The sequence below is a fragment of the Enterococcus sp. DIV2402 genome, assembly GCF_017426705.2.
In the GTDB taxonomy this organism is placed as follows: domain Bacteria; phylum Bacillota; class Bacilli; order Lactobacillales; family Enterococcaceae; genus Enterococcus_F; species Enterococcus_F lowellii.
Window position 1 is genome coordinate 2,673,148 of the sequence record NZ_CP147251.1, and the last position, 24,353, is coordinate 2,697,500.

The following is a 24,353-nucleotide window of genomic DNA, read 5'->3' on the forward strand; positions in this document are numbered from 1 at the left end:
TTTTCCTTCTACTACTATACTAAAAAATTATAAAGAATTTTTAAATTATTGCATATATTAATTATTTTAATAACAATAAAATAACGTTAAAAAAATCTTCTTTATACTTAAAAAGAAATCTGATAAACAATCAGATTCCTTTTATTTTCATAGAATTCTTTTTTTAAAAAAGGCTTATTTGTTCTGATGACGCTTTTTGTTCTTCAAGCGTTAGTGGTTTCTTTAAAAATCCAATAATTAAACATGTTATAATCGAACCTATCAAAATACATCCAATGTAAATTATAGGTTTATTAGCTGCAATTGGAATAACAAAAATCCCGCCATGTGGAGCTCTTAAACTGATATTTAACCCCATTGAAAGTGCTCCGCCAATTGCGGCTCCGATAATGTTAGCAGGAATCATTCTTATTGGATCTGCAGCTGCGAAAGGAATTGCACCTTCAGTAATAAAACTAGCTCCTAAAACATAACAAGCTTTGCCTGCATCTCTCTCCTGTTCAGTAAACTTACTCTTAAAAAATGTTGTTGCTAATGCAATTCCTAAAGGAGGAACCATTCCACCAACCATCAAAGCTGCTGATGGTTCAAAAATATTAGCAGCAAACATAGCTAATCCAAATGCAGACCCTGTTTTATTTATTGGACCACCCATGTCTGAAGCCATCATCCCTGCTAATAATGCTCCTAGTAACACAGCATTTGCTCCAGTTAGTCCACTTAACCAATTTTCTAGAAAATTATTTAACATAGACATCGGCGTATTTAAAATAAAGAACATAAATGCTCCTACAATAAAAGTACTTATAAGTGGAACTACTAATACTGAAATTAATCCTTGAAAATTTTTGGGGATTTTAGACATTGATTTCATAATAAGTTTTGTAGAAAAACCTCCAATGAAACCTGCAATCATTCCGCCTAGAAAACCTGATCCACCAATATTCGCAAGCATTCCACCAATCATTGAAGGAGCTAAGGCTTGTTTACTAGATATACTATATCCAATATATCCAGCTAATACAGGCACCATTAAAGCAAATCCGGCCTCACCACCAACTTGACTAAAGAAATGTGCAAAAATATTATATTGATCGCTATTCGGATCCGAAGCATAGATTCCAAACATAAACGAAATGGCAATAAATATACCACCTACAACTACGAAAGGTAACATATAAGAAACACCACTCATTATATGTTTATAAAAATTGAACTTAGTAGATTTTTTTGCTTTATCGCTGAAATTATCTTTTTTAGATATTTGTTCTTTTGTATTTTTATAAGATAGTGCAAGGTCAATCAATTTATCAGCTTCATTTATTGCTTTTTTTACAGGAACATCAACAAACTTTTTGCTCTTAAAAATGCTAGTATCAATTTCAACATCGTGTGCAACAATGATTGCATTTGCTTGATTTACATCCTCGACTGTCAAAATATTTTCTGGACTGTTTGCACCATTTGTCTGTATCTTAGCTCTCATCCCTCTATTTTTTGCAGCAGTTTTTAATGCTTCAGCTGCCATATAAGTATGTGCAATTCCAGTCATACAGCCTGTAATGCCTATTAAATACTTATTAGTATCTGACTTTGCTTGTACACTATTTTCCTGCTTTTTTTCTTGATTTTTAATGGCAAAAGTAATATCTTCTTGCTTTCTAGCAATTAATAACTTGGCTCGAAAACTTTCATCAATCAAAAAAATAGATAGTTTAGAAAGTAATGTTAAATGATCTTCGCTTGCATTTTCAGGTGCCGCAATCAAAAATATCAAATTTACATGTTCTCCACCATAATTAATTCCAGCTAGTGTACGCCCTATGATAATCGTTGGATTTTTTACTACTTTACTTTGAGCATGAGGAATTGCAATCCCGTCCCCAATTGCTGTAGAGATTTCATTTTCTCTCTTATAAATGGCTTCTTTAAAGATAAGTGGATCTGAAATAAAGTTGTTTTCTCTTAAACGTTCTATTAATTCATCAATAACTTCTTCTTGATTTCCACCTTTTAAATCTAAAATAATATTATCTTCTGTAATTAATTCTTCTAATTTCATTTTTATACTCCTTGCTTATAAGTATTTTTGTACTTAAAGTCTTGCTAAATTTTATTCCATTTTTTAATAAAATCTACTTTATCTTTTGCTTTAATTAGTTTTTTTACTGCTTCAAGATCTCTAGTTTTTTTATAAAATTCTTGAAAAATATATTCACTTCTCCTAACGTCAGAAGAAGGAATATAGATTAAAATCAATTGAACTTTTTCATTTCCCCAAGTTATTGGTCTATCTAATATACCAATAATGATATTTTCAATATTTTTTAAATTTTCTTGATAAGAATGGGGGATCGCAACTAAATTTCCAATAGATGTAAAAGACATTTTCTCTCTTTTAAGTATTGCTTTTAGCATATGCAACTGATTATCTTTCCTTAGTAACAGTTCAATAGCTTTTTGTGATGTAGTTTCTTTTATCTTATAAAAATTCGCATTTGCTAAAACAGTATTTTGGGACTCCAAAAAATAAGCAACTTTTTTTATTTCTGACAATTGAAAACTATGCTCGATATTTATAAAATTTTGTAATTTTATATCTGTATCAATCAAATCAATTCCTATATACAAATAGTTTCTATTAAATTCAAACGGCTGTTTATATTTCTTTATTTCCACAATTTCTAATTCATCAAAGTAAGTAACTAACTTTGATGCAAGTAGCTTCGTTCTTTCAAAATTACGATTAAATAGAATCACAGTTTTAATTTTTTTCTTAGCTTTAGTATCAAGAATAACCTGTATATGATATGCAAGATAAGCAATTTCGCTATCTTGAATCTCCAGATTAAACATTTCTTCTAGTTTTAAAGCTATGTGAGAAGCTATACTAAATGAAAAAAAATATTCAGTTTTGGCTTCTTTAATATATGGGTTATACAACAAAATATTCTTTGCCGTTGGATGAATAATCCGATAGATATGTTCACTAATGCTTTCTCTAAATCTCAAGTTAGAATAGGTTTCAACATTATACATTTTCTGGGTATCTAGTAAAATTTGTTGTATTTTATTTAATATAGAAATATCCTGTTTAGTAATAGTCATTTTTCCTAGGTCTAGGTGAAGTGAAATAAGGTAATTTACTAAAAATAGTAATTCAGCATCATTCACATTAGCGATATTCTCAAGATTTTTTTTCAATAATATAGCTATTTCATACTCTTTAAAAACCTTAATTTTCTCTATTAAGTCCTTTTCAATATTAACTTTTTTATCTAAATTTATTTGATGTACTGTTATTATTAATTGAGTAATAATTTTTTTGTACATCTGAAAATCCAAATTGAGATTTTTTGAAGTATTTATTTTATCTATGATATAAAAGATGTTTTCAAGTACAGAAACTTCTAACCATCTACTAAACTCTTTTATTACCAACTCTTTAAAAATTTCTTTTTTTATAAGAATATTTGTAAAAAATAGTTCTAGTAATATTCTTTTTTGTATTTCCGTCCCGACTAGCTTTATTCCCATAAAAACTTTGGTATCAATAGTAACCCCAATTCCAAGTTCATGAATCTTTAAAGTAAGTCGTTGGACTCTACCACGAATAGTTTGTGATGAATAAAAGAAAGTATTCGATAATTCATCATAAGAAATATATTCTTCTTGGTTCATTAGTATTTAAATAACTCGGAATTCCAACAATTCATTTTCTAAATTTCCTACATAATAACCCCCCTCTTTGTGCTCTTCACTTCGAATATTAAAACGTAATTTGTATCCTTGAGGAGAAGAAACAATAACAATATCTGTATCAATGACGCTATTAATTTCTTTTACATAATTTCGAATACTTCGATCTGTCACATTTAATATATTTGAGAGTACTGTCGAAGATACATATTCATCGTTTTTACTATTCAAATAATTAATTAATTTTTGATGTTGCTTTTTCATTATTACCTCCTCCTATAGTAAAAATCTTAAATCACATATATTGAAAGCGCTATACACAATATTTTTCCTAGCATTAGGAAAAATATTTAATCTTAAAAAGTCGCAGTTTTTTTAATGCTGCGACTACAAATTTAGATATCAATTCGAAATTCAGTTATAGTTTCTATCCTTTTATTCTTTTGTAATAAAATAGATCCAAATTCTGAAAACTGTTCAGCTCCAGGTGCAGTTTGCGTTTCGAATGTAATTCCACCGTGATGTACTAATTTTTTTCCATGCATTCTTGGGCCGTGTTCACCAAAATTTGCGGTGTACAGTACGACACTTGAAGCATCTGTTGAAATGGTGAGTCTTATTTTTTCATCTTCACTACATAGTATCGCTATAGGAGCTTTAGTATCATCTAAGAAAAATGGATGATCCATACCATCAAATAAATTTTTTTGTTCAAAATCACTATTAAACACTTCTGATAGTTTTTTACTTCTTCTAAAATCGAAAGGAGTTCCTGTAACATCTTTTTTTATTCCTAACGGAATTACATCTGTTCTAACTGGAGCAAAGTAATTACTATTAAGCCAAAAAGTATGCTCATCAATCGATTGAGTCACGTCTCCAGATAAATTGAAATACACATGATTTGTTGGATTAAATAAAGTATCCTGATCCGTAGAACCAGTGGTTTTTAACTGCCAAACATTGTCTTCGGTTAAAGTATAGACAACTTCTATTTTTAAATTACCTGGAAACCCATTTTCATTATTTGGGCTAGTTGACGAAAATATAACAGATGCCTCATTATCGTCTATCGAAATTTTATAATTCCATTTTTTTAGCTCAAATCCTTTAGGACTATTATGTAAGGAATGTCCATTAGTAGCATCAACAGGTATTTGAAAGTTTTTATTTCCAATTTTAAACTTTCCCTTTTCAATTCTTCCAGCAATTCTACCAATAGATGCACCAATATAAGGATCATTTTCTAAATATTCAACAGCGGAATCAAAACCTAAAACAATATTTCGTGTTTCGTTACCAATAGGTATATTCCAATTAACAATACGTGCACCAAAGTCTGAAACGTCAAGTTTAGTTCCAGCCTCATTTTCAATAGTAATCAACTTATAATCATTGCCAAAATCTTTTTCTTTGATTTTCATAAGATAACTCCTTTTTATATTAATAATTTCAAAAAAATTTCTATATATCTTTTACTGGTCTTTATAAATAAGAGGTCCTCGATACTATCTCAGTTAAATTATCTGAGAAAAGCAGAAGGACCTCATTTGTAGAGACAATAATACTCTCATATATTTTCTTAGCTAGTATTAGCTTAAACTTTTACAGATCATTCATACGAACAGTTACTCTATAATTTCCTGGAACAGTTGCTTCTTCAAAAGCATCCTTAATATGATCAAGATCAAAATATTTTTTTTCTAGTAAACTTGTAACTTTTACTTGACCAGAATTTAATAACTTAGCAGAATCAATAAAGTCTACTAAATCAGCGCCTGTAGTTCCAAAAATTTGAATATGACGATAGTGAATAACATTTGAACTGATTTCGAACTTCGGTTCTGGATAACTTGCCGCAAAAAGTAAAATTTTACCATAATATTTTTTTAGCATCTCAACTGCTTGATTGTTTGCAACTGTGTTACCAACACAGACATATACAGCATCCGCACCTTCTCCATCAGTTAATTTTTTTACTTCTTCAACCGGATCGCTAACATTACAATCGATAACTTCTAAACCTTCTTTTCTAGCATTTTCAATTTTATTTGGCATAAATTCAGTAATAATTACACGAATAGCTTTTGCTCTTAGTGCCAAGGCATTTAGCATTCCCATTGTTCCTGCACCAATAACCACTACCGTATCACCTGGCTTGGTATCCATTATCTTAATTCCTTTAGAGACAGTTGCAAGTGGTTCTAAGAAACCTCCTTCTCCAGCTGGTAAATGTTTAGAAATTTTCACAACTCTTCTAGCGGGCATCACTACGTAGTCAGAAAAGCCAAAAGTTCCATGATAACCATCTTCTGTAGTGTGAACAGTCATATCATTATATTTACAGAATCCTTCTCTTCCTTTCTTGCACTCATCACAATATCCACAGGAAGGACATCCTAAAGCTACATGATCTCCTACTGAAAAACCATTCACTTTTTCTCCTACCTCTACAATAAATCCAGAATCTTCATGACCTCCTGCCATAGGATAACCTTGATGCTCACGTAATCCAAGGTATTGCGTATAATCTGTTGTGCAAATATTACATGCTTCATGCTTAATTAAGATGTCATAATCTCCTAGTTTTGGTAAAGGACGTTCATGTACTTCAATTTGGCCTTTCTTCGTTAAAACACCAAAACGTTGTTTCTGTATCTCAGTCATTTAAAATACCCTCCTATTTATCTGATCCTAATAAAATTTCAATTATTTTGTCTTTATTTTGAGTAGTTCTAAGAATCTCAACATTCTCAAGCTCTAAACAAGCTAATGCAATTTTTGATAAGATTTCATTATGTTCACCTCTTTTTCCAGCAATACCTATAAATACATATACTTTTTCATCATTGAAAGATACACCTTCTGGAACTTGAACAAATGAAATACCTGATGTAAGAATTTTGTCTTCAGATGTTACTAATCCATGTGGAATAGCTACATGATTCCCAACATAAACAGAAACTGTACGTTCTCTCTCTTTCATATCGTCAATATATTCAGGAGTGACATAACCATTTTTTACTAATATTTCTCCACAACTTTCAATAGCTTCCCATTTATCTACTGGGTTACTGTTTAAAATAATATTTTCTTTTGTTAGTATATTTGTATTCATAAATTCACTTCCTTTTATTTATTTTGTTCAATCATATCTTTTATTGTTTTTGCGATTTCAGAATGTTCATTCTTAGACATTAAGTCATGAATTTTAATAATAGGAACATCTTCAGCTACTTGAGTTAAAGCTCGTTCATACAAAATATCACTTGTGACTATAAGATCTGCATTTTTGGGAACTTCAGATAAAGATACATGATTAACTTTTAATGAAACGCCATTTTTTTGCAATTGAGTAGTTAGTATTGAAGCTGCCATGACACTTGAACCCATTCCTGCATCACAAGCAAAATAGATATTTTGAATATTTCTTGGAGCTAGTCTATTGTTTCTTTGGTCTTCACTATTTGTTGAAGAAGATACACTAGAATTTTCCTCAGTTGATAAATCATACTCAACCAGTTCCTCATTATTTTTACTTCTTTTTAACAAGAATCCTACGATTGCAAATGAAAGTAAACCTGAAACAATGTAACCACTAACGTTAGCAATAATACCATCTTTTGGAGACATCATAATTAGTGCTATAAAACTCCCTGGGGAAACTGCTGCAACAGTACCTCCTCCAAAGATTGAGAACCAATAAAGAGCAAATACTTGTCCAATGATTGGTCCTAGCATTGTAATCGGTTTCGTTAATGCGTATGGAAAAACAACCTCTCCAATACCACCAAATAATTGAATAATTGCTGCACCTGGCGCCGATTTTTTGGCCATACCTCTACCAAATACTGCGAAAGCAAAAGCCAAACCAGTCCATGGACCGCCATTAGATTCAACTAAGAATAAAATTGATTTACCAAACTCTGCTGCTTGTTCAATTCCCAAAGGAGATAAAATTCCATGATTAATTGCATTATTAAGAAATAGTAATTGACCTGGGACTACTACAACCGGTGAAAGTTGTATAATATTATTTTCACTTAAAAAGTTTACAGCAGACATTAAGAATGATGAAATTACATTATAAACTGGAGCAACTGCATTCAATCCAACAACCATTAATATGGCTCCTAAAATACCTAGAGTAAAATTATCTACTAGCATTTCTAGACCAGATTTCACACGTCCCTTAGCTATTTTATCAATTTTTCGAATTGTTAATGCCCCAATTGGACCCATTACCATCCCTCCAATAAGCATGGTAACATCAGAACCAACGATCACACCAACTGTGGCAAGCACCCCTGCAACACCTCCACGTTTACCATAGATATTATATCCTGCTGTGTAACCAATTAATATTGGTAATACGTATGTCAGAGTTGGCCCAATTAAAGAATTAAGTTTTTCATTTGGAAAGTACCCCGCTGGAATAAATAGAGCTGCAAGTATCCCCCAAGCAATAAATGCGCCAATATTGGGCATAACCATAGCACTTAATGTATTACCAAATCTTTGAATCTTTACTTTTACATTTTCCATGTCATATCTCCCCCTTTTCTTTAACACAAGTATATTGGCAGAATCTGCTTTAGTCCATGACTGAAAAAGCTAAGTTTGTCATAAATAAATTGCCAAAATTGTTTGATAAATTATCATAAAAATATTTGCTTATAATTCGTCTATCTCATTTTTATATTAAGTTTAAAATATTGTGTAAAAAAGCGTAATCATATTCAGCATAAAAAGAATAGAATACATCGACACTAAGTATTGGAGTTGCTGAATATACAAGAGGCATGTATGCAGAAAATATTATTAGAGATGTTGATATTGCCCTATATCAAGCAAAAGAGAACAAAGATATCATACAGTCAAACAATAATAAATATGTAATACTTTCTTTTTGAAAGTGTTGTTTGATGGCATCTTTATTAGTTAACTGATTAACTTTTTTAGATAGATTATTACTAAAAACAATTGTCTACTTTTTTATATTTCAATGAATAAAAAACAGAGAACGAATTCTCAGGGATTCGTTCTCTGTTTGCGTATAAATTAAGAATTATTCTCATTTTATAAAACCATATGCTAAATTATGGAATACTCATCTACATAAATCAAAATATCTCAGTCAACTTGATTGTTCCAGCTTTTCAAAGACATCCTCTAAAGTATCTAACGTGTGAATATCCAGATTACACAACCATAGTAAGTAACTTTTTTCTTTATCATTCCATTGAATATATTGGTACTTCTTTATTAAGCTCCGATAGCGTTCTTGTTGTTCGCTAGTTGCATGCACCCAGCGACTCTCAAAAGAAGATTTATTTTCCATAGTAAACCTTTCTTTTCTACGTTTTTTTATACTTAACACTCTTCAAACATTTATTACAAGTAAAATAGATACTTGTATTCGTACTAGTTAATAAATCTCATCGAAAAAAGATTGATAGTCTTCATTCACAACATAAGTTAACTCTTCATTTGATACTGAGCTGGTTTCTTTTCGTAGAGAATCCTTCTCAAACAGATCAATTGTAAACCATTTCTCTTGGTTTTTCACTTTAATATGCCGAACGTCTTCCCAAAAAATTTTTTGATCTTCTAAGATAAAATACTCGTCATATGCTTCGCCTAAGAAAAAGCCTGACACACTATCGACTAAACGACCAAATGGATCTCTGTTATTGAGCTGAATTTCTACTTCTTTCGAATAGAGAAGCGACTCAAATAAACGGACATCGATGGTTTCTCGCAATAGTTGTTCTAATAGCTGATTTTCTTTTAATGCCCATTCTTCGTTGGCTTGAATACCGGTGACCAATTCCTCCATCGCAAAAGCTGTGCCCCATTTCAATCCAAAAGGACGATCATGGTATTCGTTATACTCATGAAATTCCTTTTTCGTTCGTCTTTGATTGACTGTCATGTGTCTCCACTCCTTCAATTCCTGCCAAGCCGCCCGCATCCCCCCCGACAAGACTAGATCGAGCGATCGCACGTCCGCCTTCTAATAGTGAGTGCGCGTGGACAATAGAACCAAAGCCAAATTTTTTACGAATCGTATCTAGGACTAAATCGGTTTTTAATTGTCGCACTTGCTGTTCGGGTTCTTCAAATAAATTCAGCTGTAGCGAAGAAGTATAAATTAAATCACTACAATTTACACTGATGTTATGAACATCTTGCTGTTTATAATACTTCTCAAAAATACATAACAAGCATTTTGTTAAATCTTTCGTGGCATTGGTTGCTGGAATACGAACTTGTTGATGAAAGCCACCTTTCCCACTCCAATCGGTGTAACCTAAACTGAATCCAATCCCTAAAGACACCAATTGTACTTTGGCTTCCTCTCGACGTAACCGAGTCCCTACTTGATCGGCCATTTCTTTAATCACTACTTCAAGTTGTTGCTTATTTGTATAGTCTCGTGGAAACACTTGGGCGTTTCCAATTGATTTACTTTTTAGTTTGTAGGTTTGACCTAAAAAACTTCGATCAATGCCCCAGCTATGGGCATACAACTGGGTTCCCAAGATGCCCATTTTTCGTAACTTCTTAGCCGTTCGTCTACCAATCCCCCACATGTCTTCTAGTGGGGCAATTTTCCAGACAGTGTCAGGAACAGAAGCATACCGCCACTCTGCTTTCATGTCTTTATTGTGCTTACTTTCGTTATCCAAAGCTAATTTGGACAACAGCGGGTTGTCTCCAATCCCAACCGTTGTATAAAGTCCAAGCTATTTATGAACATCGAATTGAATCAACCGTGCTAATTCATACGCACTAGAGACACCATACATTTTTAATCCATTGGTCACATCCACACTATAGACATGATGGCTTTTCTCATCCGAATATTGTTTATAAATATTGTTGATCTCCATATTTTTACGTATATACAATGCTATTCATGGTGGAGCAATTGCAGAACATACAACTAAATAGACATTTTGTTGAAAAATTTCTTTGGAAGAAAATTTTCTTTATGCACTAAAAAAAATACGAATAGTAAAAAACAAATCCAATACCACTACTAATGAAAGAAATCTCACTAGGTTCCATTGAGTTGTTCCGAACAACTAAGCCAATTGTTCCCAAAACAATCATTGAGCATATAAATTTAATTTTACTAATCACTTGCGTTTCCTCTTTCATATACATGATTTAAAAATAGTGCCTACAGCTTTATTTTGAATAATGTCATACAATGAATCCGGATTGTTGCCATTAGTAATGATGGTTTCTATACCATGTTCTGTTGCCAATTTTGCTGATTGTAATTTTGTAATCATGCCCCCTGTCCCTTTGTGATCCAGCTCCACCTGCTAACAAATGGATATTTTCATCAATTTGTTCAACTTGCTTGATTAAGTTAGCTGACGAATCCATTCTAGGGTCTTTATCGTAAAGTCCATCAATATCTGAAAGAATAACTAACTTATTTGCTTTACATAAAGTAGCTACAACTGCAGATAACATATCATTATCGCCAAACAATCGGGCTTCTGATTGAATTTCTGTATAACTTACAGAATCATTTTCATTGACTACAGGAATAATGTTCATTTCAAGTAATGTGTCAAATGTATTTATTAAATTTTGCTTCTTTTCTTCTACTTCAATATCTTCTGCATTCAACAAAATTTGTGCGATAGTTTTATCGTAGTCCGCAAAAAATTTATCATAGAAAAACATAATCCTACATTGCCCTACTGCTGCTGCCGCTTGTTTGAACTTTAGTTCTGTAGGTCTGGTTTTTAAATTCAATTTATTACAACCTACGGCAATTGCGCCAGAAGATACTAAGATCACTTCATACCCTAAATTTTGAATATCCGACAGTACATAAGCTAAACGATCAAAAATTTTTAAATTATTTTGTCCTAAATCATTGGTCAAAGTAGATGTTCCTACTTTGACTACGATTCTATTTTGATATAATCTCATATCTACACCTCAATAATAATCGGTTGATGATTAGTAGCTGGCAAAAATTTTTGAAGAATATCCGCTGTTTTCACTTTCATATAACCGCTTGTTGTACCATAACTACACCCGTAATATTCTTCTGACACCACCTCTTTGTCGATAACAATTTGAATTTGTTTTTTATCATCAATCAATGCACTATAAACAGTTGCGGTACCAATTTTAGTTTGTAGTATTTCTTCAAATAACTCTTCAGGTGCAAACGAAACGCGTGAAATTTTAAGAACTTTGCTAAAATCTTTGGATTTAAACGTTTTACTACCTGTTGTAATAAACAAATAAAAGGTAGTTTTTTGACGATTACATAAGAACAACGTCTTAACCATTTGCATGGTTAATTTATCATTAATCAAAATACAATCAGTCATCGTAATTGCTTCATCAGTCTCCACACGTTGATGCTCAATTGCTAATTCTTCTAATTTTTTATAAACTGCTTCTTGTAATTTGGTTTTAAATTCATTTGGTTTTTCTGTAATTACTTCACTCACATAAAACATACTGACTCTCCTTTTGTATTTTCGTTGTATTTGAAACAAAAATATCGTATCATAAATCAAATGATGATAAAAACGAATATTTATCATGCTGAACATTACAAAAACAGATAGTAATGCTAAAAGGAGAAATTTAATGGAAACAAATATTCAAAAATATCTTGCTCTGGTAAAAACGGTGGAGCTAGGAAGTTTTACTAAAGCCGCAAACGCATTGAATTATTCACAATCGGGAATTAGTCGTATGATTAATGACTTGGAAAAAGAAAGTGGTGTCAATTTATTAGAACGCAATCGAAATGGCTTAAACTTAACTTCTGATGGCATGAATATCTTCCCATTTATTCAAAACATGGTCAATGAATACTTGCTATTGCAACGTAGAATGGATGAACTAACAGACTTAGACACAGGAATTATACGAATTGGCACTTTTTCCAGTGTTGCCACACACTGGATTCCTAAAATGATTCAACAATTTCAAAAGCGTTATCCCAATATAGAATTTGAACTTTTATTAGGGGACTATACAGAAATTGAAATGTGGATCAATGAGGGACGAGTTGATTTTGGGTTTCTTAGACTACCGACCATCAGCCATTTTCAAACAAAATTTTTAGAACAAGATGAATTGCTTGTTGTTCTGCCAGAGAATCATTATTTAACGAAGTACGACAAGATACCTTTAAATGAGCTTTCGCATTTTCCATTTGTTTTACTAGAAAAAGAAAAAAATTCAGATATTTTGGAATTATTTGAACAATTAAATTTTATACCTGCTATTCAATTTCGTACGTGGGATGATTATGCAGTCATGTCAATGGTCGAAAGTAATTTAGGAATCAGTATTTTACCTGAACTGATATTAAAGCGAATCGCTTATAACATCGTCACCAAATCATTAGACATTCCTCAATATCGAAAAATTGGTCTGGTTTATAGAAATAAAGAAACCTTATCTTTAGCTACAAAAGAATTTTTGAAATTTATTGATTATAGGTAAAGTGCAAATGCCGCTTTAAATAATATTAAGCTCTCTTCATCATAAAAAAAAGCTACACTTTTTAGCTATGATAAGTAACTACCATATTATCAATCGCTACAAAGAATGATTTCAAAAAAACTTGCTATTTTCTATACACTTTTAAAAGTATTCTATGATGGATTAAATTTTATGGACTTGACTTAAAAACATAAAAAGTAACCTATTTATTTTGGGAGTATTGGTGTTTTTATTGCTATGAAAAACTTAATTCCGAGTGTTTCAACATAAAACCCTATTCTCTCGTACATAAAACAAAGATAAATGAGTTTGCCCATTAACTAATGTTGATAAAATACCAAAATACACCAGACAATGGCTTTTTTCTTCTAAGCGTTGTACCACTTCTAACATTTCTTCTGTCATCCAGTAATTCATACTTGGATATTATTGTTTTTCTTCAAATTATCGGATAGTTTCTGCGTGTATATTCAAATTTTTCATCCGTTAAATGGTTTCGTGTTTCATTTTCGCTCTTAATCTATTCATGATTCTCGCTCCTTTTTAAACATATTTTTCCAGCCACGTTTTGTGTGCACCACCTACTAGTCGAAAGGCTGAAATTTTTGGGTTTCGTTGCAGAAGCGTTTACCATTCGACAAAAAAATAGCAAGGGGCGCGTGCGACTTGCCTTGCCCTTGCTATTTTTTAAGATTCTTATGAGAAATAAGGGGAACAGCTTCGACTTGCTTTCGCAGTTAGTATCGTTCGAGATGGTAAAAATGGTACACGAAATCAAAAATTGGCTGAACAAGAATTAAAAATTCAGGGAAATGAATTTATCCATATAACTTTGTTTGGCGCAGTCGGAGCTATGCTGTGCCAAATAAATTCAATCCCTGTTGCTTTTTTGTGATTCACCACAAAAATGACAAACTGTCCATGTTCGACTTTGCGGACACAGGGAGCAAATTAAGACAAGGTGACTGGCGGATGAAAAGAGTCACCAAATATTGAATCGATTTTTTGTCACTACAAAAGAAAAGAAGAACCCTTATATATCATCGAATTCTTCTTAAAATCATGGTATAATTTAAGTGGCAGTAGAGTTTGTGACGGTGGCTAATCTTATTCGAAAGGTGGTGGTGCTTATGAACATGAGTGCTAAAATCTTTAGAGAGGAGACGCCTTTTTGTCAGTCGCTGAAGCGTTAGGGCTAATGATTGCGTTCGGTTCTTTTACCGCAACGATTATCTTTGGTATCCTATCCGCAGTAAAAGACGACAAAAAAAAGAAATAACCGTCCTCTTTAGCCAGTCGACGATTATTTCTATAAAATAATTAAACCTGGTCACCGTCTTAAACGGTGCTGCTGGAAGAGTTGTTCGCGCAACTCTTCCTTACATAAAGAATTATATCATGGAATGGATCAAATTTCAATTTAGAGAAGTAAAAATCGGCCTGTTTAGGTTGCTACTTCTCTTTTTTAATTTACAAATCTCTCTCAAAATACACTATGATAATCTACTTCGATACAGGCAGATTGACGCTGTGTCCTTTTTTCGTTAAGTAATAACAAACTTGTTTTCCGTTATATAATTTATCTATCATTTCTTGTTTAAATAATTTTTGGATATGATGATCATTTGATTTATTCGCCAGAACAAAATAATTATAGAGTAATGGATTCATCTATGTCCTCCTTTCAAATTTCTTACCGGTCGACAGTCCCTGACTACAAGACTAGGTGAAAGGGCGTTGTCGCAGGGGTAGTTATGAGTTTTCTCTTTCAATTTTTAAAGAGAACGGAAAGAGATAGTTGAGACCCCACGGACTGGGGTAGGAGTTGATTCCCTTCTCACTACACCATATGATAAAAGAGCAACTCGGACATGCGTCTATACAAACAATTTATGATTTATATGGACATCTTTATTCAAACAAATTGATACAGCGAATCGATTAGATGCTCTTTATTAAGAAAATTTAGCTAAACTTGAAAAATTTAAAATAACATACAATAGTCCCAAAAAGCAAAAAAAGATATAGCTACGAATCGTCTAGAAACGTTGCTATATCAGTTATACCGGCGGCCGGGGTCGAACCGGCACGCCCGTGAGGGCACTGGATTTTGAGTTTTACCGCTCTTATTACTATAGGTCAATCTGACAAAAATAAATAAGACTATACCCACTTATAACCGATTTAAACAAGTTATGGGTTAGCCATCTAAGATATTTTTTGGAAACTCTAATTGTCCGTACACTTATACAAGTTAATGATACCACCTATTTCTATCCTTGTCCACTATTTTTTAGCTAGATTTAAGTTAGATGATTGCCACTCTCGTATCTTCTTTGCTCAGTTTGATTAGATGAATCATTTCAAACACAGATGAATGTCTCAAACCGACTTTCACTATACATAGATGGTTGGAAAATCATAGGATATCTAATGCTTGAATCGGTGTAGAACCCCTACCCTAGATTGTTGGAATTTTCTGCTTTCTACAAATTAAACCGCACTTTTTTAAAACTATTTTTGTTCAAATGATTTTTAAAACCTTAAGTATTAAATTTACAACTGGTAAAAAAACTGGTATAAGCTTTAAAATAAGTTCTAAAGTTTTCCCTTTCTTTGTTTTAATATTTCCTCTTATAAAATTTCCTAAGCTAAATATTCCCACAAAAATCCCATACAAAGGAATTACCGAAACGATTAATAAAACTAACACGCTCCATTCATTGAGTAAAGAAAAATTTTTTAAGAGCAAAACAATTCCATAAATGATATAAAAAATTGCCATTGCAACGGCAAAATTATCAAATATTTTTTTGTTACCTAACATTTCTTCTACTGAATACGCGAAAAATACTGAACTTATCATTAATATCACAGTAGTTACCCCTCTTGACCAACTAAAAAGATATTCATCAGGTAAAATATAAATAATACCTGCTAATGCCATAAAAGCAAAAGCTAATGAATAGCCACTATAATCTTGTTTTTTCTCATTCTCAGACATCTATATATTGCTCCCCTTAAAAATATTCGATACTTATATAATACCTGAATAGTTCTAATATATCTATTTGTTCTGATTTGATTCTTTTCTTCTTTTCAATAAAACTTCTGAAATAGTTGTATTGATAGTTATCTATGCGATACCAATTCTTTATTGTGTAACCTGAAGAATCACTTCTTTTCTCCTAGTCATTTTATTTTTTGCATTAGAGAATGACCTCACCTTGTTCTTTCCGTCCTACAAACTAGAAACTCTGATTTTTACCCTTAGATACACACTTGGGGTACATTCGTCTCTTTGAGGGACTCCTTTCCAAATCAGCTAGTTTTCTTTCTATATCCACCACCCTATTTTTTCACCTTCTTTGAGATGAAGATGAAAATTACTTCTGACACCTGTCATTTTTCATCTCCAATAACATGATTTTTCACCCCCACCCACATAACTTTTTTCTCCAAATCAGCTTCTTTAATAGGCAATGGAAGAAATAATTGTGTGGCTATGGTCATTTGTGCCATCTGCCACAGCCACCAACAATAGGGCAATCAGGCAACCTCAAGATGAATTTTGCCATTTACTACAGATACGGATTGGCATGACCATTTTTCTGCACAAGCATTCTTCTTTCCTTAACTCACCCTTCTTTCAGCCATCAAATGTAGAGAAGTTTCTTCTATTGTAAATACCCTTTCTCCACCCACTGATAGCTAAGTAACCTAAATTCAGCCTGCTCCCCATCAGCTAAGCTGATTAACTCAAGATAAGCTGAAAGTAGCACGAAGCCAAGCTGATTTCAAGTAAGATGAGGAATCTCTTCCTGCAATTCTTGCTCAAATGCTTGATATCTTTTCTATTATCCATCTGACTATCAAGCCTGCATACAGATAACTATTCTAGCCAACTAAAGCCAACAGTATCACAGGAAGAAAAGCATTAGATAAGTAACTTGGTACTTTTATCCCTCTAAAGCCCAACCCTCCAGTAAATCTATAAGCAACATGAAATTTTATCTCTAGATTTTAACAGCAGAGACATAGGGTATCTAACCAGTATAACGAAAGGAGTTGACCAAAAAATGAACACCAAAAGGAGTCCAACTGGCAAATAAGGCAAGACCCAAAATCCCTATAGCTAGATGAAATTGAGTCAAGCGACTTTAATGGCTCGTAAATGACTTCTTAAATAACACCAGTTAGATAGGGATTTCACCCCAAAAAACTTTTCAAATTCGTGGTATAGACTGGGTTATCTAGGAGTAACTATCAGGCAATAATATAGATGTAGTAGCTACTCAACAAATATCAAACTGTCCCACACTTTTGGCGCAAAAAGTCACTAGAACAGAGAAAAAAAGAAACAAAAACAACTCTAGCCATTGGTACAACCGACTTTCCACCTATTAAAAGACCAAATCCCTTGATACTCTTAACTTCTAGCTATTTTGAACAATGATCAGTATGTTTTACTGGGGGTCGTAGTACGAGGCTTGGCAGATTCGTTTTAGCCATTTCATCAGCACATCTCCCCTCACTGGGGTACTGTAGAGCCAAAACAGGGCGCAAGGCAGATTTTCCTCCGAGGAAAGAGAAAGACATTCGCTCTTTATTGTGGACACTAAGAAGCGTCCTAAAGACGTCAAGAGGCATTTTTCCTTTTGGCGGTGGCTGTCTCAGGCTTTGCCTGTGGAGTACCCAAAACCAAGACCCCAGTACTGGGCTGAACGCTGAACATTTTCTTGTCGCCCTTACTCCTGCAAAGGATTGTGGCAACTATTAAGTAAGAAATCGAGTGGCTCAAGGGATTCAGGCTCTTTAGGCATGGAGATTGGCTTGTACCATAAAGCTAGAAACATAAACTAAGAAAAGAGGAATATATTATGCCAAAAACTACAAGCAAACAAGCAACACCTAGACACAGAAACTGGATATTTATTGTCTATCCAGATTCAGCACCTGAGAATTGGAGAGATATTGTAACAGATATTGGTGCATCATGGGGGCATAGCCCTTTGCACGATAAAGATGAAAATGAATATGGCGGAGCTAAAAAGCCTCACTACCATTGCCTTATCAAATTTAATAGCCTAAAGTCTCACAGACAAATGCTAAGCATAACTGGTAAACTCCATGCACCAAATCCGCAACCTTGTGAGTCTATTGTAGGAAAAGTAAGGTATTGGCTCCATCTGGATAACCCTGAAAAGTATCAATATGAGCAAGAAGACATAAAAGCCTTTAACGGCTTAGATATTAAAGAGATACTAAGACCAAGTAAGACAGAACAAACTGCCATGATGAGAGAAGCAAGAGCGTTCATCAGAGAAAATAATATCAAAGAGTTAAAAGACTTTATGGACTATGCAGATAAAGAAAAACCCGAATGGGGCTACGTCATCAATAAATACCACTGTGGTATCAGAGACTATATCAACAGTAGCAGATATAGTTCTAAGCACCAGCAAAATGAAGAATACGAAGGGCTACGCTTGATTCGGACTTTTATTAAAGAGAATGGTATCACAGAGATAGCTAACGTGTATGACTTTTTAGATGAAACTGCACCTCAATGGGGGTACTTAATGGAGACGAAGTATCTTGAAATCAAGAACTACCTAGAAAGTACGATACGCCGAAATAAGCACAAAGTGCAGTTAAATTCTCTTGATACTCCTAAACAAACGAACATCATACCTTTAGTACCAAAAGGAATTGATTTGGAGCTATGGGCATTAACAATAAAGGAGTATCAAGAGTCTTGTCTCTAATATTTCAGTAACGTTGTCCATTTTAAGTTTTTATCAGAAATCTAACTCCTGATAAATCTACAGACAGTAAGACAAATGTGATTTCAGTAGATTATGGCTAATTTAATGTAAGGAGGAAATCTACCTAGTATGAAAAATAGGTATTTCCTCCTTTTAGCTTTCAATCAACTTTGATAAGCTGTCCTACTTCTATACTACTATTTCATGCCATAGATAGTGGGGGATTTTTATAGATATTGAAAGAATGAATTCAATCAATAAGACTATTAAACTTTCCAAGTATGGCTAATAAAATCAGATAAATCAAAACACTAGAAAACCAAAGGTACTTTTTCATAGCTCAAGGTTAGATACTAAAAAAGGTAAGTCAATCAATAAGAATATTAAATTTACCATGCGTAACAGATTTACCAAATTTGAAAGGTATAAATCACAGCTAGCAATCGTATCAGACCAAAGGCAAGTTGCTTATCTCGGGTATCAGCAATGAAACAGCTTCTGACCATCACTACCACCGCAATCCATTGGTACAACCGACTTTCCACCTTAAAAGAGACCAAATCCCTTGGTACACTTGACTTTCATCTATTCTGAACAGTGATCAATATGTTACTGGGGGTCATAGTATCTGCCTACTATCCTTCTATCATGCTATTAGCCATACTTGGGGTACTTACTAGCTACTTATCATGATTAATAAATATGTAGTAGTCTTTTACGCAAGAAAACATTTGCTTTTCTCTATCTTCCATGGGAAAATTATTTTTGTGAGGAAAGGAGGAACCAAGGAGAGAACAACGATTAAAAAACTTACTTTTACAAAAAAGCGCTCTATTCAGCTTATCATTGCTACTTTAGCAGTCTTAGGAATCTTACTAGCCATGAGTTTTCATTCCCAGAACAGAGTGAAAAGCTCTCTTAACTCTTTCAATGAACGCTGGAAAGAAATTGAATCAGAGGAAAACCTAAATTTGAGTTTATTGAATCCTAAAAATAACAAGTATATCTCATTAACAACCGGTAAGAAGATGGATAAAGAGAATAAAACAAATTTTCTCCCTTCTCAATTTGAAAAGCAAAAACAAATTAAGAGAATCAGCCATGATGAACAACTCTTATCAGATTTAGGAAATGAATACAGTAAAGCGGGTAATATTGCAGATACTTCCAAAGAATTTTCGATTGAAGATGAACAGAAGCGGTTAGATAAAATGTACGCCTATTTTGATGGTCTGACTACTGAGGGGAAAAATCAATTTAAGCCTGTAAAAGATAGCTTAGATAGGGCTAAAAAATCATTGGAAATAATTAGTGACTACAACAAATCCTACTATATCCCAATTGAAAAATCAGACCTAATACCTACTGCCTATAAATTTCCACTAAACACAGATGTCGCAAAACAATACTATAAAAAAATCTCTGACGAATTAGATTACAGCTATGATGGCTATAATCCAAATGAAGATACAGAAGAAAATACTACATCTGATATTCGAGAAACTGATTGGGATAACGGCGCTTATGGTATTCTATCATGGGGAGAATCACTATACAGATATTATCTTGATTTAGAAGGAAGACCCGAAGCAGCTTCTGCACTCAAGGATAATTTAAACTTAGATGGATTTACCGCTGACATTGTTGATGGTCAATATGCTAAAAAAGAAATGGAAAAGCAAGATCCGAATGATATGTCTAAAGAAGAGTTAAACAGAAATTTAATCTATTCATTGGCTTCTAGTGGATACTATGAGCGTGCGACTCAAAATGATGATGAAACTACAACTAGTGTCATTACACCCTCTTTATGGGTACTTCAAAAGAACGGCAAAATAGTACTAAAAGCTTCATTCAATGAATTAAGTACTGCTAATGATGTAGAGACAGCCTCTGGAACATACTCCATAACTGATACGAATACAAAAGAAACCTTTGATATTACCATTAAGAACAATGATGATGGCTCTTATCATGTAACAGGACAAACTCCTGTAGGTGAAATCAATCATGATTATTCACCACTATCAAATAAAAGTACCAAGAAAGATGATAATTCGACAAGTGAAGAAGTTCTGTCATCAGCTAATGTCAGTAAAGAAACGATGGATAATGCAACTATAGAAAGCTATTGTCATTTATTCAGTGGTAAATTTATAACAAATAACCTTGATAATCATACAGCTAGTTATTTCAATGAATCTCCTAAAGGTTGGAGATTTGAAGACAGTAGCAAACTACTAATAACTGCCGAATTTCTTGGAGTTGCTAACAGTTTTGCAGATGGAACAGTACAGTTTAAAATGAAAGATAATGAATCAAGTAAAGAGTTTCTTCTGAATATAACGCCAAATAGTGATTGGGATGGGTATAAACTACAAGCAGATACGCCTGTAGGAAATCTAACTGGCGATTATATCGCTGTAACCAGTAATAAAAATACTCGACAAAAACAATCAGATAAAGCTTATGAAGAGAAGCAACAAAATCAATCAGATGGGAATAAAAACGACACAGACCCTAAAGGTGAAAAATCATTACAGGGGTATACTGGTGAAGATGCAACTAATCCATTTGATTGACACTAAACTAAATACCTTTTTCCTCACACTAGGAGTCCTTTTATTAAAAAGACCCATGTGAGCGAGAATTCGCCATATCAAGCCTACTACGCTCTTTCCATACGTCGAAAAACATCCCAAAAATCCCCTTGGCTACCTTGAAATCTTCTCCTAGCATTATCATACCCCACAACAGAAAAATCGCTTAAAACGAATTTTTTGACCTTTTTGTACTGCCCTTTATTTGAATGATATACAGCGCATTACAAAGAAGTCAAAGAGCAAATAACTATAATGATAGCACTAGAAATGTTGGTTTATCAACGTCTCTTGTGTTTTTTAGTCTGCCTTGTTCTTACCTTTATCTTATTAATTTCCGTTTTTAATTACTTGTACTTTCTTATTCAGACAAAGGACTGTCTACTGTCAAATAACAAGTTAATCACTTGAAAAGAAAGTAAAGAGGAGTCCTTTTAATATTATGACACCTCGTGAATGTAAGATTTTCTAAGGCTACCTTCTTTCCTCTCTAAAAGTAGGAGCGATTTTTTATCACTTCCTAAATAAGACGAATAACAGGAGGTCATCAATATGGCTAAAAGACAAATGCACAACGTACAACCAATCAAGGATTCAAATGTACTTAAACAGGTACAGGATACTCTCTTAGATAGTTTCAAAGCTGGACGCAGAAATTACACCATCTTTCAACTTGGCAAAGCAACTCTTCTAAGAGTCAGTGATGTATTGGCGCTTGAATATTCAGATGTATTCACAGATACTGGGGTACTAAAAGAGCGTGCCAACATCACTGACCAAAAAACGGGCAAGCCAAACTCTCTTTATCTGAAACCAATAGAAAAAGAACTCCTTCTTTATCAAGAATGGCTACAAGAAAGTGAGATTCAAAGCCAATGGCTCTTCCCTTCTCTCTCCAATACAGACAAATGTATCACTAGAAAGCAATACTACAAAATCATGCAGAAGACTGGCAATCTCTTAGGCATTAATTACTTGGGGACTCATACCATGAGAAAGACAGGTGCGTACAGAGTCTACGAGCAGACCAACTACAATATCGGCTTTGTCATGAAACTACTGAATCACTCTGACCAAAAGTCCACCCTAAGTTATTTAGGACTAGACGAGGTACAGAAAGAAGAGCTTCTTGACACGATTAACTTCGGTTAAATCATTTAAAATCCATCAAAATGAATAAAAAATTGCTTAAATTTCAATTTATTTTTATTGTCAAAATTGTCCGACCTACTCCCTTCTTCTAGGGGTACTGCTCATCTTTTAATGTACCTAACTATCAATATTAACTACCTACTTCACAAGTCAGCTTCATTTGCAATCGCTACAAACCCTTATTTGAAGGGATTTCAAAGGAATTTCTTATCCCTTATAATTAGTATATAGAAGAAAGAGACAAGCAATGAAGAACAATTCCATGGAAAATGATTTACATTCTCTTACTTCCTGAAAATAATTATTTCAGATGATTATATCTAGTCACATAATAAAAGGAGACAAGAAACTATGACAAATCCAACAATCACTAAACACGACTTAATCGAATTGGGCTATGGACACTGTACGGCAGAAGACCTAATTAAGAGAGCTAAAGCTTTGATGGTACACAAAGGATTCTCTTACTATGAGAATGCACGACTTGGACGTGTGCCTGTTAAAGCCATAGAGGAAATACTAGGCATTCAGTTAGCAGTAAAACCAATTGAGGAGGTAGACTAAAATGACAATCAGAAAAGACAAAGCAACAGGGACATGGATTGTAGATATTTCAGATGGTTTTAACCCTGTTACTGGTAAGCGTAACCGATTTATCAAACGTCAAATTAAGACCCGTAAAGAAGCTATTAAACTAGAACAGGAACTTAGATTTACTAAGTTTGGAGATACCTCTCTTGCAGGTGCTACTATTGAAATGCTGTATCAGATTGCTGTTGAAGAAGATAAAAGAAGTAATCGTAAGGAAAGCTACTTACAGACACAAGAGTATAATTACAACAGGCATATTAAGGGGTACTTTGAGAAAGCTAAAATTGAGCTTTTAACTTATAAAGAGCTAGAAGTCTTTCGTACTTCACTCACGAATAAAGGTTTATCCAATAACACGGTTAATAAACTCATGATACAACTAAAGAAACTCTTAGATGTAGCCGTCAAACAAGGATTTCTAAAAGTAAATCCATGCACACAATTAAAGAAATTACCTGTCAAAAAGAAAAAGATGGACTATTGGACAACGGAGGACTTCAATCATTTTATGTCACTTTTTAAACCTGATGAGTATCCATACAAGCTCTTTTTCAAAGTTGCCTTCTCAACTGGTATGCGTATGGGAGAACTTTTAGGACTGACGTGGGAAGACATCAACTTACGCAGAAACATTATAGACGTTAATAAAACTTTGATTCATTTGACAGGCAAAAACATCCTCAATGAACCCAAAACGAGCGCTGGAAGTCGTCAAATTGCTCTTCACAGCAACTTATCAGATGAATTATGGGATTGGAAAGATAAACAGCATGAGCTTCTCTCACCTTTCGTACCAGAAACAGAGAAACTCCAAGTCTTTCAATTCGTCCCCGAAATCATGACACGTTTCAAAGTATCAAAGAAATATGATGACGTAGTAGAACGTAGTTCTACTCTCAAAAGAATCCGAATTCACGACCTCAGACATTCCCACGTAGCATTTTTAATTGATAATGAGGAAGATCCATTCATCATTAAAGAACGCATAGGACACGCCTCAATCAATACGACCTATGATATTTACGGACACCTCTACCCAAAT

20 protein-coding genes and 1 pseudogene (1 of these 21 running past the window's edge) are annotated in these 24,353 nt (G+C 33.4%); 7 read left to right on the forward strand and 14 right to left on the reverse strand.

From position 1 onward, the window contains the following. Nucleotides 1-163 precede the first annotated feature (163 nt). The 12 genes and pseudogenes from DOK78_RS12985 to DOK78_RS13040 form a co-directional block, all read right to left on the reverse strand. Nucleotides 164-2,062: a PTS fructose transporter subunit IIABC gene (locus DOK78_RS12985; RefSeq protein ID WP_207871865.1), complete on the reverse strand. Its 1,899-nt coding sequence runs from the start codon at nucleotides 2,060-2,062 to the stop codon at nucleotides 164-166. A 44-nt stretch (nucleotides 2,063-2,106) separates the two neighbouring features. After that, a complete protein-coding gene (locus DOK78_RS12990; RefSeq protein WP_207871864.1) occupies nucleotides 2,107-3,681 on the reverse strand; it encodes a BglG family transcription antiterminator in 1,575 nt (524 codons plus the stop codon). Nucleotides 3,682-3,687: 6 nt separating this feature from the next. Further along, nucleotides 3,688-3,963, reverse strand: a complete 276-nt coding sequence (locus DOK78_RS12995) for an HTH domain-containing protein (protein WP_207871863.1) — start codon at nucleotides 3,961-3,963, stop codon at nucleotides 3,688-3,690. 131 nt (nucleotides 3,964-4,094) lie between these two features. After that, nucleotides 4,095-5,123: a galactose-1-epimerase gene (locus tag DOK78_RS13000; RefSeq protein WP_207871862.1), complete on the reverse strand. Its 1,029-nt coding sequence runs from the start codon at nucleotides 5,121-5,123 to the stop codon at nucleotides 4,095-4,097. Between the two features lie 181 nt (nucleotides 5,124-5,304). After that, nucleotides 5,305-6,366 (reverse strand): zinc-dependent alcohol dehydrogenase, encoded by a 1,062-nt coding sequence (locus DOK78_RS13005; RefSeq protein WP_207871861.1) that lies wholly within the window; start codon nucleotides 6,364-6,366, stop codon nucleotides 5,305-5,307. A gap of 13 nt (nucleotides 6,367-6,379) precedes the next feature. Next, complete coding sequence (locus DOK78_RS13010) at nucleotides 6,380-6,817, reverse strand: PTS sugar transporter subunit IIA (protein ID WP_243430390.1); 438 nt, start codon at nucleotides 6,815-6,817, stop codon at nucleotides 6,380-6,382. 14 nt (nucleotides 6,818-6,831) lie between these two features. Next, on the reverse strand, nucleotides 6,832-8,244 hold the full coding sequence (locus DOK78_RS13015) for a PTS mannitol transporter subunit IICB (protein ID WP_243430389.1): 1,413 nt from the start codon (nucleotides 8,242-8,244) through the stop codon (nucleotides 6,832-6,834). A 592-nt stretch (nucleotides 8,245-8,836) separates the two neighbouring features. Further along, a complete protein-coding gene (locus DOK78_RS13020; RefSeq protein WP_207871860.1) occupies nucleotides 8,837-9,040 on the reverse strand; it encodes a hypothetical protein in 204 nt (67 codons plus the stop codon). Between the two features lie 87 nt (nucleotides 9,041-9,127). After that, the gene (locus tag DOK78_RS13025; RefSeq protein WP_207871859.1) at nucleotides 9,128-9,634 is read right to left on the reverse strand and encodes a hypothetical protein; all 507 of its coding nucleotides are present in this window, start codon (nucleotides 9,632-9,634) and stop codon (nucleotides 9,128-9,130) included. Continuing rightward, nucleotides 9,594-10,619: pseudogene (locus DOK78_RS13030) on the reverse strand (excinuclease ABC subunit A); the annotation flags it as partial. The pseudogene DOK78_RS13030 and the gene DOK78_RS13025, both read right to left, overlap by 41 nt. Nucleotides 10,620-10,938: 319 nt before the next feature. Further along, nucleotides 10,939-11,658: a glutamate 5-kinase gene (proB, locus tag DOK78_RS13035; RefSeq protein WP_243430388.1), complete on the reverse strand. Its 720-nt coding sequence runs from the start codon at nucleotides 11,656-11,658 to the stop codon at nucleotides 10,939-10,941. A gap of 2 nt (nucleotides 11,659-11,660) precedes the next feature. Then, entirely contained in the window at nucleotides 11,661-12,200 is a 540-nt protein-coding gene (locus DOK78_RS13040) for a prolyl-tRNA synthetase associated domain-containing protein (RefSeq protein ID WP_207871858.1), read from the reverse strand. 133 nt (nucleotides 12,201-12,333) lie between these two features. On the opposite strand from DOK78_RS13040, the gene DOK78_RS13045 reads away from it, so the two are divergent. Further along, on the forward strand, nucleotides 12,334-13,200 hold the full coding sequence (locus tag DOK78_RS13045; RefSeq protein ID WP_207871857.1) for a LysR family transcriptional regulator: 867 nt from the start codon (nucleotides 12,334-12,336) through the stop codon (nucleotides 13,198-13,200). Between the two features lie 1,171 nt (nucleotides 13,201-14,371). Further along, the gene (locus tag DOK78_RS13050; protein WP_243430387.1) at nucleotides 14,372-14,479 is read left to right on the forward strand and encodes a putative holin-like toxin; all 108 of its coding nucleotides are present in this window, start codon (nucleotides 14,372-14,374) and stop codon (nucleotides 14,477-14,479) included. A gap of 224 nt (nucleotides 14,480-14,703) precedes the next feature. On the opposite strand, the gene DOK78_RS13055 is transcribed toward DOK78_RS13050, so the two are convergent. Further along, a complete protein-coding gene (locus DOK78_RS13055; protein WP_207871856.1) occupies nucleotides 14,704-14,871 on the reverse strand; it encodes a hypothetical protein in 168 nt (55 codons plus the stop codon). A gap of 853 nt (nucleotides 14,872-15,724) precedes the next feature. Continuing rightward, complete coding sequence (locus tag DOK78_RS13060; protein ID WP_207871855.1) at nucleotides 15,725-16,204, reverse strand: hypothetical protein; 480 nt, start codon at nucleotides 16,202-16,204, stop codon at nucleotides 15,725-15,727. Nucleotides 16,205-18,080: 1,876 nt separating this feature from the next. Here DOK78_RS13060 and DOK78_RS13065 point away from each other — a divergent pair. From DOK78_RS13065 to DOK78_RS13085, 5 genes are all read left to right on the forward strand, one after another. Then, on the forward strand, nucleotides 18,081-18,968 hold the full coding sequence (locus DOK78_RS13065; protein ID WP_207871854.1) for a replication protein: 888 nt from the start codon (nucleotides 18,081-18,083) through the stop codon (nucleotides 18,966-18,968). Between the two features lie 689 nt (nucleotides 18,969-19,657). Continuing rightward, nucleotides 19,658-21,550, forward strand: a complete 1,893-nt coding sequence (locus DOK78_RS13070; RefSeq protein WP_207871853.1) for a hypothetical protein — start codon at nucleotides 19,658-19,660, stop codon at nucleotides 21,548-21,550. Nucleotides 21,551-22,120: 570 nt separating this feature from the next. Beyond that, the gene (locus tag DOK78_RS13075) at nucleotides 22,121-22,720 is read left to right on the forward strand and encodes a tyrosine-type recombinase/integrase (protein WP_207871852.1); all 600 of its coding nucleotides are present in this window, start codon (nucleotides 22,121-22,123) and stop codon (nucleotides 22,718-22,720) included. A 351-nt stretch (nucleotides 22,721-23,071) separates the two neighbouring features. Continuing rightward, on the forward strand, nucleotides 23,072-23,284 hold the full coding sequence (locus DOK78_RS13080; RefSeq protein ID WP_207871851.1) for a DUF3173 domain-containing protein: 213 nt from the start codon (nucleotides 23,072-23,074) through the stop codon (nucleotides 23,282-23,284). Between the two features lies 1 nt (nucleotide 23,285). Further along, on the forward strand, nucleotides 23,286-24,353 hold the 5' portion of the coding sequence (locus tag DOK78_RS13085) for a tyrosine-type recombinase/integrase (RefSeq protein ID WP_207871850.1). Its footprint extends 45 nt past the window's final position; 1,068 of the gene's 1,113 nt are visible here — the first part of the coding sequence; the start codon lies at nucleotides 23,286-23,288; the stop codon falls past the right edge of the window.

Coding starts and splice junctions, on each gene's coding strand:
- DOK78_RS12985 (WP_207871865.1), bottom strand. CDS start 2,062: ATGAAATTAGAAGAATTAATTACAGAAGATAATATTATTTTAGATTTA.
- DOK78_RS12990 (WP_207871864.1), bottom strand. CDS start 3,681: ATGAACCAAGAAGAATATATTTCTTATGATGAATTATCGAATACTTTC.
- DOK78_RS12995 (WP_207871863.1), bottom strand. CDS start 3,963: ATGAAAAAGCAACATCAAAAATTAATTAATTATTTGAATAGTAAAAAC.
- DOK78_RS13000 (WP_207871862.1), bottom strand. CDS start 5,123: ATGAAAATCAAAGAAAAAGATTTTGGCAATGATTATAAGTTGATTACT.
- DOK78_RS13005 (WP_207871861.1), bottom strand. CDS start 6,366: ATGACTGAGATACAGAAACAACGTTTTGGTGTTTTAACGAAGAAAGGC.
- DOK78_RS13010 (WP_243430390.1), bottom strand. CDS start 6,817: ATGAATACAAATATACTAACAAAAGAAAATATTATTTTAAACAGTAAC.
- DOK78_RS13015 (WP_243430389.1), bottom strand. CDS start 8,244: ATGGAAAATGTAAAAGTAAAGATTCAAAGATTTGGTAATACATTAAGT.
- DOK78_RS13020 (WP_207871860.1), bottom strand. CDS start 9,040: ATGGAAAATAAATCTTCTTTTGAGAGTCGCTGGGTGCATGCAACTAGC.
- DOK78_RS13025 (WP_207871859.1), bottom strand. CDS start 9,634: ATGACAGTCAATCAAAGACGAACGAAAAAGGAATTTCATGAGTATAAC.
- proB (WP_243430388.1), bottom strand. CDS start 11,658: ATGAGATTATATCAAAATAGAATCGTAGTCAAAGTAGGAACATCTACT.
- DOK78_RS13040 (WP_207871858.1), bottom strand. CDS start 12,200: ATGTTTTATGTGAGTGAAGTAATTACAGAAAAACCAAATGAATTTAAA.
- DOK78_RS13045 (WP_207871857.1), top strand. CDS start 12,334: ATGGAAACAAATATTCAAAAATATCTTGCTCTGGTAAAAACGGTGGAG.
- DOK78_RS13055 (WP_207871856.1), bottom strand. CDS start 14,871: ATGAATCCATTACTCTATAATTATTTTGTTCTGGCGAATAAATCAAAT.
- DOK78_RS13060 (WP_207871855.1), bottom strand. CDS start 16,204: ATGTCTGAGAATGAGAAAAAACAAGATTATAGTGGCTATTCATTAGCT.
- DOK78_RS13065 (WP_207871854.1), top strand. CDS start 18,081: ATGCCAAAAACTACAAGCAAACAAGCAACACCTAGACACAGAAACTGG.
- DOK78_RS13070 (WP_207871853.1), top strand. CDS start 19,658: ATGATTAATAAATATGTAGTAGTCTTTTACGCAAGAAAACATTTGCTT.
- DOK78_RS13075 (WP_207871852.1), top strand. CDS start 22,121: ATGGCTAAAAGACAAATGCACAACGTACAACCAATCAAGGATTCAAAT.
- DOK78_RS13080 (WP_207871851.1), top strand. CDS start 23,072: ATGACAAATCCAACAATCACTAAACACGACTTAATCGAATTGGGCTAT.